The sequence below is a fragment of the Cyanobium sp. FACHB-13342 genome (genome assembly GCF_014697415.1).
Lineage (GTDB): Bacteria > Cyanobacteriota > Cyanobacteriia > PCC-6307 > Cyanobiaceae > Cyanobium_A.
In genome coordinates this window covers 14,822-30,508 of sequence record NZ_JACJRT010000013.1, presented here as the reverse complement: position 1 = coordinate 30,508, position 15,687 = coordinate 14,822, and the positions used below count along the sequence as shown (strand labels likewise).

The 15,687-nt window shown below is 66.6% G+C and carries 15 protein-coding genes; 4 read left to right on the top strand and 11 right to left on the bottom strand.

Going from position 1 to position 15,687, the window contains the following annotated elements; translation table 11 throughout:
• The 4 genes from H6G16_RS10450 to H6G16_RS10435 all read right to left on the bottom strand — a co-directional run.
• A partial coding sequence (locus tag H6G16_RS10450) for a hypothetical protein (RefSeq protein ID WP_190390269.1) occupies window positions 1-1,593 on the bottom strand: 1,593 nt, incomplete at its 3' end.
• 242 nt (window positions 1,594-1,835) lie between these two features.
• A complete protein-coding gene (locus H6G16_RS10445; protein ID WP_190390268.1) occupies window positions 1,836-3,218 on the bottom strand; it encodes an HlyD family type I secretion periplasmic adaptor subunit in 1,383 nt (460 codons plus the stop codon).
• 36 nt (window positions 3,219-3,254) lie between these two features.
• Window positions 3,255-5,387 (bottom strand): ATP-binding cassette domain-containing protein, encoded by a 2,133-nt coding sequence (locus tag H6G16_RS10440; RefSeq protein WP_242036368.1) that lies wholly within the window; start codon window positions 5,385-5,387, stop codon window positions 3,255-3,257.
• A complete protein-coding gene (locus tag H6G16_RS10435; RefSeq protein ID WP_347238865.1) occupies window positions 5,384-7,060 on the bottom strand; it encodes an ABC transporter transmembrane domain-containing protein in 1,677 nt (558 codons plus the stop codon). Before H6G16_RS10435 ends, H6G16_RS10440 begins: the two co-directional genes overlap by 4 nt.
• Before the next feature lie 246 nt (window positions 7,061-7,306).
• Between H6G16_RS10435 and H6G16_RS10430 the strand changes: the two genes are divergently transcribed.
• The gene (locus H6G16_RS10430) at window positions 7,307-7,978 is read left to right on the top strand and encodes a hypothetical protein (RefSeq protein ID WP_190390267.1); all 672 of its coding nucleotides are present in this window, start codon (window positions 7,307-7,309) and stop codon (window positions 7,976-7,978) included.
• Here H6G16_RS10430 and folP read toward each other — a convergent pair whose 3' ends face one another.
• Genes folP through H6G16_RS10415 form a run of 3 tightly spaced genes read right to left on the bottom strand, consistent with a single transcriptional unit; the run spans window position 7,979 to window position 9,794 of the window.
• Window positions 7,979-8,815, bottom strand: a complete 837-nt coding sequence (gene folP, locus H6G16_RS10425) for a dihydropteroate synthase (RefSeq protein WP_242036367.1) — start codon at window positions 8,813-8,815, stop codon at window positions 7,979-7,981.
• 10 nt (window positions 8,816-8,825) lie between these two features.
• Window positions 8,826-9,554, bottom strand: coding sequence for a triose-phosphate isomerase (gene tpiA / locus H6G16_RS10420; protein ID WP_190390270.1), 729 nt, complete (start codon window positions 9,552-9,554; stop codon window positions 8,826-8,828).
• 30 nt (window positions 9,555-9,584) lie between these two features.
• On the bottom strand, window positions 9,585-9,794 hold the full coding sequence (locus H6G16_RS10415; RefSeq protein WP_190390266.1) for an RNA-binding S4 domain-containing protein: 210 nt from the start codon (window positions 9,792-9,794) through the stop codon (window positions 9,585-9,587).
• Window positions 9,795-9,829: 35 nt separating this feature from the next.
• Between H6G16_RS10415 and H6G16_RS10410 the strand changes: the two genes are divergently transcribed.
• The 3 genes from H6G16_RS10410 to H6G16_RS10400 are packed head-to-tail and all read left to right on the top strand — an operon-like array spanning window position 9,830 to window position 12,124.
• Window positions 9,830-11,569: an ABC transporter ATP-binding protein gene (locus H6G16_RS10410; protein WP_190390265.1), complete on the top strand. Its 1,740-nt coding sequence runs from the start codon at window positions 9,830-9,832 to the stop codon at window positions 11,567-11,569.
• Window positions 11,569-11,868, top strand: coding sequence for a hypothetical protein (locus tag H6G16_RS10405; RefSeq protein ID WP_190390264.1), 300 nt, complete (start codon window positions 11,569-11,571; stop codon window positions 11,866-11,868). Before H6G16_RS10410 ends, H6G16_RS10405 begins: the two co-directional genes overlap by 1 nt.
• Before the next feature lie 22 nt (window positions 11,869-11,890).
• A complete protein-coding gene (locus tag H6G16_RS10400; protein WP_190390263.1) occupies window positions 11,891-12,124 on the top strand; it encodes a DUF6447 family protein in 234 nt (77 codons plus the stop codon).
• 27 nt (window positions 12,125-12,151) lie between these two features.
• Here H6G16_RS10400 and H6G16_RS10395 read toward each other — a convergent pair whose 3' ends face one another.
• The 4 genes from H6G16_RS10395 to H6G16_RS10380 are packed head-to-tail and all read right to left on the bottom strand — an operon-like array spanning window position 12,152 to window position 15,648.
• Window positions 12,152-13,165, bottom strand: a complete 1,014-nt coding sequence (locus H6G16_RS10395) for an ABC transporter substrate-binding protein (protein ID WP_190390262.1) — start codon at window positions 13,163-13,165, stop codon at window positions 12,152-12,154.
• Window positions 13,146-14,027 carry an ATP-binding cassette domain-containing protein gene (locus tag H6G16_RS10390; protein ID WP_190390261.1) on the bottom strand — a complete coding sequence of 294 codons (882 nt, stop codon included), beginning with the start codon at window positions 14,025-14,027 and terminating at the stop codon, window positions 13,146-13,148. The genes H6G16_RS10395 and H6G16_RS10390 overlap by 20 nt, the downstream gene beginning before the upstream one ends.
• The gene (locus H6G16_RS10385; RefSeq protein ID WP_190390260.1) at window positions 14,024-14,911 is read right to left on the bottom strand and encodes an ABC transporter permease; all 888 of its coding nucleotides are present in this window, start codon (window positions 14,909-14,911) and stop codon (window positions 14,024-14,026) included. The genes H6G16_RS10390 and H6G16_RS10385 overlap by 4 nt, the downstream gene beginning before the upstream one ends.
• A gap of 32 nt (window positions 14,912-14,943) precedes the next feature.
• The gene (locus H6G16_RS10380; RefSeq protein ID WP_190390259.1) at window positions 14,944-15,648 is read right to left on the bottom strand and encodes a DUF3386 family protein; all 705 of its coding nucleotides are present in this window, start codon (window positions 15,646-15,648) and stop codon (window positions 14,944-14,946) included.
• Window positions 15,649-15,687: the final 39 nt, after the last annotated feature.

The window sequence follows — 15,687 nt, the reverse complement described above, 5'->3', positions numbered from 1 at the left end:
GCTGTAGTCGATCGTCGTGGTCTGACCATCCACCGCAGTCGCGGTGTACGACGGTGCGGTGATCGACGCTTCTGACTTACCAACAGCTCCGCTCGCTTCCACAACGCTCAGCGGATCGAACGTCATGTCGTCATTCACTGTCAGCGTCGGTTCTGAATCCAGGAATGTGAAACCACTGCTGATCTCAATTGTGGCGCTGGAGACGTCAGTATCACCGTCAGTATCGCTGAGGGTATCAGTGCGGGTCAGCCAAATCAAATTGGCAGGCAGAGACAGGGAGTCTGTAGTTCCAACTATTTCTCCAGCCTCGTTACGCTCAAAATGCTGCATCGGCTGCAGCTGGGTGAGCGACACATTGCCCAGACTGTCCACCGAAACGGTGAACATCGGCACGCCGTTGGCGATGCCGGTGATCAGCCCAGTCTCAGGATTCTGAATGAGAACAATCTCGTTGCCATCCAGATCAAACAGCCCCGTCGACCCCTCACCAAGCGACAGCGCATAGCTCGTGCTGCGGGCCGACTCGCCGTCGGAGCCCGGGTTGAAGCTGGCGGCGAAATTGTCAGCAAAGTTGTTGACAATTGGGGTGCCGAGATCGTCGTCTCCGGTGACGAAGGGATCGGGGGCCCCGGCTAGAGCACTGGTCACCACCTCAGGCGTGGCATCGACAATGCGGATACCTCCATCAGCCGTAGCGGAGGCACCAGCCTGATCAACAACCGTTACCGAGAACGGAATAAGGGCTGAGTTTTGATCAATATTTGGGCTATCAAACTCGTTGTCAACAGGCGAGGTGAGCTCAAAGCGGAAGAAGATTTCACCGGTTGCAGGATTGAAGCTTTCAAGAACCAGCGTGCCTTCGCTGATATCGTCACCATCTCCTACTTCTAGCGGAATCTGATAGCGGGGATTTGCGGGATCAATCGCATTTAGATCTGCGATCGTATACGTAACACCAGCAATGGTAACTGTGGCAATATCATTGATGCCATCGGGATCATTCACCACGATGGTGCCGCGCGTCACGGCCAGAGTGTCGAAGCCATCCTCCAGGCCCAGCTCGGCAACGGCACCAGGGGGCAGGGTGAGTTCAGGATCATCGGCACGCAGCCGGTCGTTGTAGATATCGTCGTCGTCATCAGGGCCAACCTCGCCAGCCTCTGGCGGCACATCGGGCGTTCCAGGCAGTACGGCAACGGTGGGGGGATTATTCGGCGCTTCAGCAGCAGCCAGAGGGGTTCCGGTAGCCAAGTCCGGATCGCTCTGGGGCACACCGTTCTGCTCCACGGTGGGCTCCTGAGGAGCTTCGTTTGTGGTGGTGGTACCACCCAAGCCCCCGCCGCTACCGCCGCCTTCAGGTACGTCGGGGCCCGGGATGTCCTGGGTGACGTTGTTGGCCGGGGGCGTGCTGTCGAGAGCCTGCTCCGTGCCCGTGTTGTCGACCCCTTCACCCGTTGGGGTGTTGCCATCGGGGTTGTCGCCACTGCCAGGGCCGGTGTACACGGGCGCATCGGTGATGTTGCCCGTCGCGGAGTTGTCGCGTTCGGCGAGGCTGGGATCAGCGTCGAAGCTGGTGAATTGGGCGGAATCCATGGCTTTGGGGCTATCTCTGGATTCACCCTATGCAGTGGATCGGGATTGGCCAAGGGGTAAGGGCCTGGCTTGGGCGCCAGGGTGCAGGCCAAACCGGTACAACGCCGCCAACTCCCCGCAGATCCATTGCGGTGCAAGCGATCTGTGGTTTCTGAGAGGTGGCTGAGAAACGGCGCGATTCCATTAAAAAAGGCCGCCCGAGGGCGGCCTTGCTGAGGCGGATGGGACCGCCCAACTGGGGCTCAGCGCGACTCGCGCAGGGCCGAATCCAGGGTGCGGGTGAAGGGCTGGAAGATGTAGCGCAGCACGCTGCGCTGGGGGCCCTTGATGTCGGCCACCAGGGGCATGCCCACGGCGATCGGGTACTTGCGGTTGGCCACATCCACAAACTGGCGATCCAGCTGGATGCGGGCCTTGTAGTAGTACTTGCGGTCGTCGGGGTCCTGCACCGAAGTGCCGCCGATGCTCAGCACCTTGCCGGGCACCGAGCCGTAGATGGTGGAATCGAAGGGCTGGAGTTTCACGTCCACCTTCTGGCCGGGCTTCACGAAGCCGATATCGCCCGAGGGCACCCGCACCTCCACCAGCTTCTGGGTGCCGTTGGGCACCACCGACAGCACCACCGCACCCGGGCCCACCACAGCTCCAGGAGCCTTGAAGCGCAGATCGCTCACCACCCCATCCACCGGGGCGGTGATCTTGGTGCGCTCCAGCTGGTTGCGCACCTTCTTGATGTTCTCGGCCACCACGGCCTCCTCGTTCACCAGCTGGGCGATCTGGGAGTTCTGCTCGAACTCCAGGCCCGAGCTCACCCCACTGAGATTGGCTTCCGCCTGGCTCAGGGCCTTGAGCGACTCATTGCGGGCACCGCGCATCTCGGCGAGCTTGGTGTCGATGTCGAGCAGGTTGAGGCGCGACGCGGCACCGGAGGCCACCAGGCCCGCCCACATGGCCCGCTGCTTCATGTAGAGCCCGATCTGGTTGTTGAGGCCGGTCACCTCGGCCCGCTTCTCGGCCACCACGGCCTGGGCGGCCTTGATCTGGTCGCTGCTGTTGTCCAGGCGGCTGTTGAGCAGGTTGATCTGGGCCTGGCTCACCTTGTTGCCCTCCTTGATGCCCTCGGTGGGGGGCAGCACCCGCTCACCACGGATCGCCGCCTGCAGCTGCTGTTGCTGCAGCAGCAGGTTTTTGAGTTGCTGTTCGGTGGCGCGGTATTCGCTCTCCACCAGGTTGGGGCGCAGCTCCAGCATCACCTCACCGGCGCGCACTTCTTCGCCATCACCCACCTCCACCCGGGACACAATGCCGCCCTCGAGGTGTTGCACCACGTTCACCTCACCCTCGGGAATCACCTCACCGGAGGCGTTCACCACCTGGGTGATCGGGGTGAGGGCTGCCCAGGGGAAGAAGATCAACGCCGCAGCCCCCAGCACATAGAGGCTGAGCCGCAGGTAGCGGTTGTCGGGTTTTTCCTCCAGCTCCAGGGCCTGGCTGAGCCGGTTGCGGCCCACCAGGGTGATCGCATCGGGGCTGTCGATCCCCGGCAAGCGCGACAACAAGCCACTGGTGGGGGGCAGGGCCAGGGAGGAGGAGTCGGTAGGACCGTTGGCGGGGGTGGAAGTCATGGCGGTGAAAGGGGGCGGTGAAACAAAGAAAGGGGATCAGGCAGCGCTCTGTTGCATACGCGCTCGCAACTCATCGGCCGTGCCCTGGAACGACGTCACGCCCTTGTCCAGGATGCAGAGGCGGTCGGCCTTCTCCAGCAGCAACTTGTTGTCGGTGGCCAGGATGATGCTGCGGTCTTGGCCACTGAAGGTGCAGCGCCGCAGGGTGGGCAGGGCCTCGAGCACCGCCTGGAACTGATCCGGAGCCAAACCCTGGCTGATGTCATCGATCAGCAAGATCGGCGTGTCCTTGATCAGCGCCTGGGCCAGCGACATCAGCCGGCGCACGCCGTTGGGCAGCTGGTAGGCGATCTCATCGGTGAGTTCGGTATCGAACCCCTCCGGCAGGCCCTCGAGGAACTCGAGCAGCCCCAGGGTGGCGCAGATCTGACGCACGCCATTCACGGTGGCGTCGGGGTTCATGGCCGTGAGGTTGCTCCAGATCGTGCCCGGCAGCAGTTCGCTCTGGGGCATCAGATAAGCGACGTTGCGCTGGATCGCTTCCACGCTGAACTGGCGGTAATCCTTGCCGTCAAACAGCAGGGTGCCGCTGGCCAGGGGATAGAGCTGGTCGATCACCCGCAGCACCGTGCTCTTGCCGCAGCCGGCGTTGCCGGTGATCGCCAGCAGCTCGCCGGGCGCCACCGACAGGGACACCCGGGTGATCGCCAGGGCCCCCTCGCCGCCGAGGCGGCAGGCGGCGGAATCCAGCAGGATCGAGCCGCGCATGCGGGGGGCGTTGGTGAGTGAAGCCACCGGACGGCTGGCGTTGCGCAGCTTGAAGAACTGATCCAACTGGCCGTACTGCTTGCGCATCGAATCGAAGCGCAGCAGGGCATTCATCAGCTGCTGGAACGGTGTGAACACGCGCCACACAAAGAACATGGCGGCGATCAGGTTGCCCATGGCCGCCGGGCCCTGGTCTGTGGTGTAGGCCATCCACACCCCCACGGCCAGGGTGAGCACACCGGCCAGCTGGGAGGTGGTGCTGGTGATCACCTGCAGGCGGCCCACCTGGCGGTTGATCGTGAGGGCACTGCTGGTGCTCTGGGCCGACAGGCCCCGCAGCCGCTGCAGCCACACCCACTCCACGTTGGCCAGCTTCACTTCGAGGAAGCGATTCACCAGTTCCTGTTGGGCCTGCAGGATGCCAATGCCCGTAGCCAGGTTGAGCTCGGAGGCTCCGGTGTAATAGCGAGACAGCAGCCACACCAGCACCCCGCTCAGCACCATCAGCACCAGCGGCACGAACACCAGCGGGCCGGCAATCAGGGCGATCGCCCCCAGGTAGATCACCACAAAGGGGAAATCCAGGCAGGCCAGGGCCAGGGGCCCCTGCAGGTAGGCCAGCAGGCCATCGAGATTGCGCAGCCTGTTGGTGAGGCCGTGCTGGCCGAGGGTTTCGATCTGGCGGTAATCGAGGCCAAACAGCTTCTCCACCAGATTCACGCCCAGCAGGGCATCGAGCCGGCCCGAGAGCTGGGAGAGCAGGGTGGTGCGCCACTGGCGCAGGATCCAATCCAGCACGAACAGCAGCACCACCCCCAGGAAGATCCAGAAGGTGGAGAGCACGCTGGTGCTCGGGATCGACACGTTGTAAATCGCCCGGATGTAGAAGGGCAGCGTCAGGGCCAGCAACGCCAGGGCGAAGCTGATGCCGTAGAGCACCGAAATCCGGTTGGTGAAGCGATAGAGGATCTGCTGCAGCAGGGTCACCCGCTCGGTGCTGCCCTTGTCCTGCAGGAACACCAGCCGCCCACCGGTGGGCACGCTGTAGAGGTCGGTGCGGCCGTTGACATTGCCGGCCACCAGCTCGCCCTTGCTGGTGCGCGAGAGCACGTAGGGCACGTTGTCGGGCCCCACATACAGGGCCGGCAGGAGCTGGGGATTGAGCTGGCTCCAGCTCTCCAGGCCCTCCAAGCGGCTGCCATAGCCGAGCCGCAGCAGCAGGTTGCGGGCATCCACCAGGTCCATCTGGCGGGGGTCGTTGCCGATCAGCTCAAACAGCTCATCGGGACGGCCCGTCCACATCATCTGCTGCAGCAGCAGCCGCACGCAGAAGGCCATGGGCGCTTCTGCACTGAGGGTGAGATCGCGCAGCAACATGGCGCGGGAGGGGGAACTGGTCATGCGAGCACCTCCCGGCCCTGGGCCGGCATGTCGATTTGCTGGTCACTCACCGAACTGAGCACCCGGCCGGCGCCACTGATCAACACGGTGGTACGCCCCTTGGTGCGGGCCAGAATCCGCTGCAGGCCGTCGATGAACTCCTTGCCGTAGGAGCAGTCGCTGAGATCGAGCAGCAACACCTTCGGGGACCGGGCCAAAGCCGTAATCACCTGGAAGAGCTGCTGGGCATCCCGGGACAGGCCGGAGGGCACCGAGGTGCCCATCGCCGTGCTGTAGCCCTGGGGCAACCCGCGCACGGTGGTGTCGAGCCCGGCCAGGAAGGCCCAGAACAGCGCCCGACGCTGGTAGCGGCGGGGCTGGTAGCTGGTGATGTTCTGCAACAGGGTGCCGTCAAAGAAATCCCGGGAGGGATCCACGTAGGCAATGCCATCGCGCAGGGCCTCCCGGTGGTAGCTGCCGATCGGCAAGCCATTGAGCTGGAGGCGGGGATCAGCCTCGATCTGGATCAGGGCCATGAACAGATGGCGCACCTGGGCTCCAAACTGCTGATCGCGCAGAAGGGCCGCCGACCCGGTGGGAATCACCGCCAGGGGCTGGCCATCGAGGGCCAGGCTCAGGGCACCCTCGGCGGAGAGAACGAGTTTCTCCTCACCGCCCTCGCCTTCCACCGGGGTGGCCATCAACACGTCGTATTCGTCACGGGCGTGGGCCAGGCGGCGGTAGCTGTTCCACAGCCCCATCGCCTGCTGCCAGGGGGTGAGGATCTTGCCGGCCAGCAGCAGGGCCGCCGCCAGGGCTCCCACCAGCAGGCTGCCCTGGATCACCCGCAGGGCGCCCCAGGTGACGATGCCGGCGAAGGTGAGCTGGCTCATCAAGGAGCCGAAGGCCTGGTACTGGCCAGTGAAGTTGTTGTTCACCATCCGCTGCCAGGCCAGTTCCTCCTGGCGCTGCTCGTTGCCCACCAAAAACTGGCGGCCCAAACCGTTCGACTTGATCAGATCGATTGAGCCCATCAGCTTGGTCTGATAGCTGAGCCGCTCCAGCTCGAGCCGGTCGCGCTGCTTGCTGATGCCCTCGTAGTCGCGGGCGAAGGCCAAAGCGCGCAACAAATACACAACAATGGCGATCACGGCCACGATGCCCACGCTGCCTGCGATCAGGAACAACACCAGCACGAACAGCAGGGAGAACACCAGGTCGATCGCCGTGGTGAGCGACTGGAGGGCGCTTTCATCCCGCAGCAGGTTGATGGCGTTGAGGCGCTCCAGGTGGGTGGCGGGCGAGGCCCGCAGGTAATCGCTCAGCCGCATCTGGGAGAAATGGGCCAGGCCCTCCAGCCGGCGCTGGTGCTCGAGCCGGGCGCCGTCACCGCCGGTGAAGCCGAGCCGCACGGTCTTGAGCCAGCCGCCGAGCACCATCAACAACACGACGGCCACGGTCATCACCACCAGGCTCGACATCGAGCCGCTGGGCAGCACCGAGGTGTAAACGATGTTGATGTAAAGCGGCGACGCCAGTTCCAGCAGGTTGATCAGCACCGAGGCGATCAAAATGGGTCCAAGTTGATACTGGCTCCAATCCACGTCCTGGAGGGACTGGAAGAACCGGTGATGGACCAGCTCATCGACCAACTCAAAGCTGGTGTTCCAGGCATTCACAGCCTTTCTTGCCACCAGGTCACGCCCCTGGCCCAGGGATCGCCAAATCGATGGATTCGGCTCTCCCGCGTCGAATGTCCGTGTCAAATCGCCGCTGCAGACACATGCAAATTACAGACAAGCCGCTGAATACGCCACAACCAGTTGGGAAAAATGGCACGTTCTGCACGGGCAAGCTGCCAATTCACAGCTAGGTTGAAGCCGAAGAGGTGAAGAGTCCTCCCGGACCACACCCGTCAGAACCCGTCTGGAGTTGTAGGGATGTATCGGTTCCGTCTCAGTTCGGAGCAAGTGCAGCTGGAGCTGGTGGCCAATGGCAGCACCTCCCGCCTGCCCTTTCAAGTGATTGGCCCCACCACTGAGGTGGCGTTTCTGGAGGAGCTGATCGAGGAGAGCCTCGGCAGCCTCACCCTCAATCCCCGCGAGCTGTTCGGCTTCCTCGGCAGCGACACCTGGGTGCGGGAAGCGTTCCAGGCGCCCCAGGTGATTGAGGGTGACCTCAATGCCGCCGCCAGCACCGACACCAGCTTCCAGCGCCAGACCCTGGGCAACAAGCTCGTGCAGGCCGGCGTGCTGGAGATCGAAGAACTGGAGCAGCTGCTCGAGGATTACCGCCCCTTCGCCGAAACCCAGCGCTTCGGGGAATTCCTGCGGCTCAACCTGCAGGTGCCACCCCAGCTGCTCGATCTGCTGCTCAACCCCGCCCTCTTTGATGAGCAGGGCTTCAACGAGAAGCGGCTCGGCGAGCGGCTGGTGGAGATGGGCTGCATCAGCCCAGAGCAGCTCGACCAGGCCCTCAACCTGCAGCGCACCAAGGGCGGCCGTGTGGGCGAGCTGCTGGCCGAGCTGGGCTTCATCTCCCCCACCACCGCCCGGTTCTTCTCGATGGCCAAGGTGAACGACAAGGGCCAGATCGATTACCAGGCCGGCTGATCACACCGGCCCATCGGCCCGCAGCGCGTCCGCCATGCGGGCGATTTGCACGATCGGCGCCACATCGTGCACCCGCAACAGCCTGGCCCCCTGGGCGATCGCCTGGCTGCACACCGCCGCCGTGCCCCAGAGCCGGGCCCGGGGTCTGGGCTCCTCGAGCACCGCGCCGATGAAGCGCTTGCGGGACGGCCCCACCAACAGGGGCACCCCTTCGGCCGCCAGCACCGCCAGCCCCCGCAGCAGGGCCAGGTTCTGCTCCGTGTCCTTGGCAAACCCCAGCCCCGGATCCCAGATCAGCTGCTCCGGCCGCACCCCCGCCGCCAGGGCCGTGTCGCTGGCCTGGAGCAGCCCCTGTCGCACCTCGGCCACCACATCGCCGTAGCGGGCCAGGCTGTCCATGCTGCGGCTATCGCCGCGGCTGTGCATCAGCACCAGGGGGCAGCCCGCGGCCGCCACCAGCCGCAGCAGGGCCGGATCGCGCCGGCCACCGCTCACATCGTTGATCCAGTGGGCCCCCGCCGCCAGGGCCGCCTCCGCCACCGCGGCGTGGAAGGTGTCGATCGAGAGCAGGGCTTCGGGATGGGCGGCCCGGATCGCTGTGAGCGCCGGCAGCAGCCGCTCCAGCTCCCGCTGGGGCCCCACCTCCTCCGCGCCGGGGCGGGTGCTCTGGGCGCCCAGATCCAACAGATCGGCCCCCTGGGCCAGCAGCAGGCGGGCCTGACGCACCGCCGCCTCCGGCCGGTCAAAGCGGCCGCCATCGCTGAAGGAATCGGGGGTGAGGTTGAGCACCCCCATCACGCCGGTGCGCGTCCCCCAGGGCAGCCGGGGATCGCCCATCAGGGCAACCTCAGCGGCCGTAGTTGGCGATGCGGGCAAAGCTCACCGGATCGAGCGAGGCCCCACCCACCAGCACGCCGTCGATGTCGCTCTGGGCCATCAGATCGTCGATGGTGGCCGGATTCACCGACCCGCCGTACTGCACCGTGACGGAGGGGTTGCCCACCCAGCCCCGGATCAACCCGCAGATGCGGTTGGCCTCCTCGGCGGCGCAGGTCTTGCCGGTGCCGATCGCCCAGATCGGTTCGTAGGCCACGATCAGCCGGGTGGGATCCACCGCTTCAAGGCCCTGCTCGATCTGGCGGTGGATCACCCGCTCCGTTTCGTTCGACTCCCGCTGATCCAGGCTTTCGCCCACGCACAGAATCGGGATCAGGCCATGGCGCTGGGCATTGCGGGCGCGCAGATTGATCTGTTCGTCGCTCTCGCTGTAGTACTTGCGGGGCTCGCTGTGGCCCACGATCGCGTGGCTCACGCCGTGCTCCAGCAGCATCAGGGCCGAGATCATGCCGGTGTAGGCGCCGGTGTCCTCCCAGTGCACGTTCTGGCCGGCGATGCTCACTCCGGCCCCCTCCAGGTGGCGGCAGAGGGTGGGGATCGAGGTGAAGGGCGGCGCGATCACCACTTCGCGGTCGTCGGGCAGATCGGCAATCAGCGGGCGGAACGTCGCCGCAAACACCCGCGTCTCAGCACAGGTCATGTGCATCTTCCAGTTGCCCGCGATCACGGCCTTGCGCACCGGCACCACCTCACTGTTCGTGAGCAAAACCTAATGGGCCGTCGGTCGGGGACCCGACCGGGCCGGTGTGAACAGCAGCTCACGGCCATCGACAGCCACCGCATCCCCCAGGGCCAGCTGGCGCCCGCGGCGGGTTTCGATCGTGCCGTTCACCCGCACATCACCCCGCTGGATGCGCAGCTTCGCCTCCCCGCCGGTGCCCACCAGGCCCTGAAATTTGAGGAATTGGTCGAGTTTCAAGGGCCGGCGAGCAGCGGCAGCGATAGCGTGCCCCCATGCTTGCACCTTCGCCGGCCGGCTTCCGACACCTCTGGCCGCTGCTGAAGCCCCACCGCCGCCGTCTCGCCGCCGGTGGGATCTGCATGCTCCTCTATGTGGCCTGCTGGCCCCTGCTGGCCTGGTTGGCCGGCCAGCTGATCCCGGCCATCGGCGCCGGCAACTTCCCCCTGGTGCTGCGCACGATCGCCGCGGCCCTGGGCCTGTTCCTGCTGCAGAAGGCCGCCCAGTTCGGCCAGGACACCCTGCTGGCGGGCCCCGCCCTGCGGGTGAGTCAGGAGCTGCGCCGGGGCCTGTTCGCCCGCCTGCAGCGGCTTGATTTCGGCGCCCTGGAGAAGCTCTCCGCCGGCGACCTCACCTACCGCCTCACCGAAGACGCCGACCGGGTGGGCGAGGTGATCTACAAGACCATCCAGGACACCACCCCCAGTGCCCTACAGCTGGTGGTGGTGCTGGGCTACATGGTGTGGCTCGACGGCCCCCTGGCCCTGGCCACCCTGCTGCTGGCCCCCGTGGTGGTGCTGCTGGTGAGCAGCTTCGGTGCCCGGGTGATGGCGGCGGCCGAACGCAGCCAGAAGCAGGTGAGCGAACTGGCCGGCCTGCTCGGCGAAGCGATCGGCGGCCTGCCCCTGGTGCGGGCCTTCGCCGCCGAACCCTGGCTGCAGCAGCGCTTTGACACCGAAATCGACCTGCACCGCCAGGCCCGGTACCGCACCTTGAAACTGCTGGCCCTGCAGCACCCGGTGGTGGGGTTCCTGGAAGCGGCCGGCATCCTCACGGTGCTGCTGATCGGTGCCGCCCGCATTCAGGCCGGCGGCCTCAACAGCCAGGGCTTCAGCAGCTATGTGGCCGCCCTGCTGATGCTGATCGATCCGATCTCCCACCTCACCACCAACTTCAACGAATTCCAGCAGGGGCAGGCCTCCCTGCGGCGGCTGCGGGCGATCGAGGCCGAACCGGTGGAGGCGCCGGATCGCCCCACGGCCCAGCCCCTGGGCGCGGTGCGCGGCGCGCTGGTGCTGGAGCAGGTGCGCTTCGGCTACAGCCCCGCCCAACCGGTGCTGCACGACCTCAACCTCACCATCGCCCCCGGCCAGGTGGTGGCCCTGGTGGGGCCCTCAGGCGCCGGCAAGAGCACCCTCTTTTCCCTGCTGCTGCGCTTCAACACCGCCCAGCAGGGCCGGGTGCTGCTCGACGGCCACGACCTCGCCGACCTGCGGGCCCGGGATCTACGCCGCGCCGTGGCCCTGGTGCCCCAGCAGAGCAGTGTGTTTTCCGGCACGGTGGCCGAGGCGATCGCCTTCGGCCGGCCCGCCGACGACGCTGCCATCCGCCAGGCCGCCAGCCTGGCCAACGCCGCGGGGTTCATCGAGGCCCTGCCCGACGGCTACGCCAGCCGCATCGAGGAGCGGGGCAGCAATTTCTCCGGCGGCCAGCTGCAGCGGCTGGCGATTGCCCGGGCCGTGCTGGGCAACCCGGCGGTGCTGCTGCTGGATGAGGCCACCAGCGCCCTCGATGCCGAAGCGGAGGAGGCGGTGCAGCGGGGCCTGGAGCAGGCCATGGCCGGCCGCACGGTGCTGGTGATTGCCCACCGCCTGGCCACGGTGCAGGGGGCCGACCGCATCCTGGTGCTCGATGGCGGGCGCATCGTGGAGCAGGGCAGTCACAATGCCTTGATGGCGCAGGGTGGCCGCTACCGCGAGCTCTGCGAGCGCCAGTTCATTCACCTGCAGACCTGATGACGTGGGAGTACCGGGTGATCCACATCAACGTGGAGAGCGGCAACCCACCGGGGCCGCCGTCCCCGCAGGCGGACAGTGAGCGCCTCGGCGGCGCCCTCAGCCCCGAGTTCCTCAAGAAGGAATTTCCCCAGCAGTACGACGCCGCCGCCACCCGGCCCCGCCATCCGGCCGAGCAGCTGCAGTTCTTTCTCAATGCCCTCGGCAAGGAGAACTGGGAGATGGTGGAAGCCTCCCAGGTGGGGCCGCTGCTGATGTTTTTCTTCAAGCGACCAGTGCGGGATCCGCCCGTATCCTGAGGGCTGCCCACTTTCGGTTTCCTTGGATAACGCCTCCCAGCCCAACTCCAACCAGCCCCCCGTGCTGACCTTCGAGGGCAACCGCTACGACCTCAACAGCCTTCCCGACGACATGAAGGAGCTGGTGCGGGGCATGCAGGTGGCCGATGCCCAGCTGCGCATGCACGAAGACACCCTCAAGGTGCTGGCGGTGGGCCGGCAGGCGATGGCCAGCCAGCTCAACGACAAGCTGAAGACCATCACGCCGCTGCCCTGAGGGCCTGCCTGAGGAACGGGGTGGGCCTCAGCCCACCACCTGCTTGGCGTCCTTGAGCAGCTGCTCGGGCAGGGTCACCCCGATCGCCGCAGCGGTGGCCTTGTTCACCAGCAGCTCGGTTTTGGTGAGGGGCTCGAAGGCCATGGTGGCCGGCGATTCGCCCTTGAGCACCCGCACCGCCAGCTTGCCGGCGGCGTAGCCGTCGTCGAAATAGGCCCAGCCGATCGTGGCCAGGCAGCCCGGCAGCTTGATGTCGTCGGCATCCACCGAATACACGGGGATCTTCTTCTCGAGGCCCACCTTGGCGATCGAGCCGAAGCCCTGGATGGTGGCGTAATCGCCGATTTTCACGAAGGCCTCCACCTTCTTCTCCGCCAGCACCTGGGCGGCCTGGAGCACCTCACCGGAGTTGGCCACCGACTGCTCCACCACGGTGATGTTGCGCTTGGCCGCCTCCTCCTTGAGCACCTTGGCCTCGTATTCGGAGTTGGGCTCGCCGGGGTTGAAGATCACACCCACGGTCTTGAGCTCAGGATTGATCTGGCGGGCCAGATCGAGCTCCTTCCCCATCGGATTGGTGCCGATGGTGCCCACCACGTTGGGCTTGTGCTGGCCCACGCCACCGGGGGGGGTGCCGGCTCCGGCGCCCCAGGGATTGGAGCAGTAGCAGAAGATCACCGGGGTGGTGGCCGGTGCCACCTTCATGGCGGCCTGCAGGGGCGGCGTTCCCACGGCGAGGATCATGTCCACCTGGTCGCCCACGAACTGCTTCATCACCAGGGTGGTGTTGGGCAGTTCACCGGCCGCATCCTTCTGGATGAAGTTGACCGTTTTGCCGGGGATGTAGCCCGCTTCCGCCAGGGCCGCTTCAAAGCCCTTGCGGGTGTTGGTCGGAGGCGGGGCTTCCACCATCTGCAGCATGCCGATGGTGGGGCCCTTCACCTTGGCGCCGCCGCCGAGCTTGCCGCAGGCGGACAGCACCACCGTGCTCACCGCCCCCGCACCCACCAGGCTCAGGAACTCACGACGCTGAAGACCCATGGGGGGAGCTGGACGTTGGCGGCGTCACTATGGCCTTGCCGTACATGGCCCGCAACGCTGGGGGATCCAAGTCTTCACGCTCCGCAGCGCTCCAGTCGCCGATCAGGCTGCCCTCATGCAGCATCACCAGGCGATCGCCGTGGCCCAGGGCCTGGTCGAGGCTGTGGGTCACCATCAGGGCCGTCGTGCCCAGCTGGCGCACGAGCCGATCGGTGAGGGCCATCACCGTGGCCTCCGCCCGGGGATCGAGGGCCGCGGTGTGTTCGTCGAGGAGCAGCAGATCAGGCGAGCCCAGGGTGGCCATCACCAGGCTCAGGGTCTGGCGCTGGCCGCCCGAGAGCTGGCCCACGGGTTCATCGAGCCGATCGGCCAGGGGCAGGCCCAGATCCCCCAGCAGCTCCCGGTAGCGGCGGCGATCGGCCCCGTTGGGGTGGATGCCCGCCAAGGCCCCGAGCAGGGCACCGCCGGCCAACAGGGCGGGCCGGTGACGGCGCTCGGCCAGCCGCAGGTTTTCAGCCACGGTGAGCCCCGGGCAGGTGCCCTCCAGGGGGTTCTGCATCACCCGCCCGATCCAGCGGGCCCGCTGGTGATCGCGCAGCTTGTGCAGGGGCCTGGTGCCCAGGTGAATCTCGCCATCGTCGTGGCGCAGGGTGCCGGCCACCAGGTTGAGCAGGGTGCTCTTGCCGGAGCCGTTGCTGCCGATCACCACCAGAAACTGGCCCGGCGGGCAGCTGAGTGAAAAGTCGCGGAACAGCTGGCGCCAGCCCGAGCCCGGCAGCGGGTGGCCCCAACTGAGCCCGGCAACCGTGAGCCCGGAAACCGGCTGCCCCCCCGGCGTTGAGCCTGAGCTGGCGTGGCTCATCCCAGCTGCCTCCCCTGATCCGAGAGGCCCGGGATGCGGAGCCGGCCAAAGGCCAGCGCGACTAGCAGCAGCAGGGCCGTGGCCAGCTTGAGATCCACCGGCTCCAGACCCAGCTGCAGGGCAATGGCAATCATGGTGCGGAACACGATGGCGCCCAAGACCACCGCCAGCAGTGCCTGGGGCACCGAGCGGGGCCGCAGCAGCGACTCGCCGATGATCACCATGCCCAGGCCCAGGATCAGGGAGCCGATGCCCATGGTCACGTCGGCGAACCCCTGGTAGCTGGCCACCAGCCCCCCGGCCAGGGCCACCAGCCCGTTGGCCGCGGCGATGCCCACCGTGAGGCCGCGGCGCTGGTTGATGCCATTGGCCCGGGCCATGGTGGGGTTGTTGCCCAGGGCCCGCAGGGCCAGGCCGAAATCGGTGGCCAGCAGCAGGCTGATCAACAGAATCAAGCCGCCCATCGCCAGGCCCAATCCAACCAGCCACTGGCCATCGAGGCCCAGGCCCAGATCGGGCAGGGCCAAAATCCCCGGCGGCGTCTCCGACAGGGGAATGTTGGAGCGGCCCATCAGCCGCAGGGTGATCGAATAGAGGCCGGTGGTGGTGAGGATGCCGGCAAACAGATCGTTCACCCCCAGCCGGGTGTGGATCAGGCCGGTCACCAACCCCGCCAGACAGCCAAACAGGATGGCCAGCCCCAGGGCCAAGGGAACGGGAGCGCCCTGGCTGATCAGCACCGCAGCCGTGCCCCCGCCGAGGGCAAAGGAGCCGTCCACGGTGAGATCAGGAAAGTTGAGGACGCGCAGCGTCAGATAGGTGCCCAGGGCCAGGCCGGCGTAGGCCAGACCCTGATCCGCGGCACCAAGCCAGAGGGACAGCATGGCCGCATTGTGCCGTCTGCCCGCACCCGGGCCTAGCCCAGGGGAGCGAGATCCTCGAACCGAAACACCTGGCGGCCGGCCGGGGTGTCGCCCCAGGCTTCGGTCTCCACCACCCGTTCGCTCAACACCCAGGGCCCCACACCGGCCAGGGGCACGAAGGTGTCGGTGAAGCGACTGAGGCCGCCCCTGGCTTCGCCGCTGGCGGGATCGCTGTACTGGCTGGTGTAGCAGCGGCTCAGGTAGCCGCTGCCGGTGTCGGTGGTGCTCTCGGTGAAGATCGTCACCACGGTGCCGTGGATGTGGCGGTGCACCATCGTCACCACGTCGTTCTGGATCCGGTAGCGATCACCGGCGTTCTTGCCGCCCACGATCACCTCGGTGCCCACCGCATCGGTGTCGCCGGCGGTGAAGGTGTTCTCGCCGTGGGTCTGCTCGAAGCTGCGGCGCACCCGGTGGATGGCCACCTCCCACAGCTGGGAGGCCAGGGCCTTGTGGATCGCCTCATCGGCGATGCCCTCCACCGTGGCCTTGAGGTCGGCCCCCACCACAAAGGTGCCCTCCGCGCGCCGGTCGGCTTCCCCAGCCACCCCGGGCTGCTCCCAAATGCAACGGCCGCGGTAGCCGCCGAAGCCCGGTTCCCAGGTATAGCGGTTGGCGTAGGCGGCGCGGAAGGCCGCCGTGGCGTCGCTGCCGGGGGCGATCACGGGGCTGGTGGGGGCCTCGGGGGTGGCGGTCACGGGCAGGGGCGGCAGGGAGCCTGCAACCTTAACGAGAGC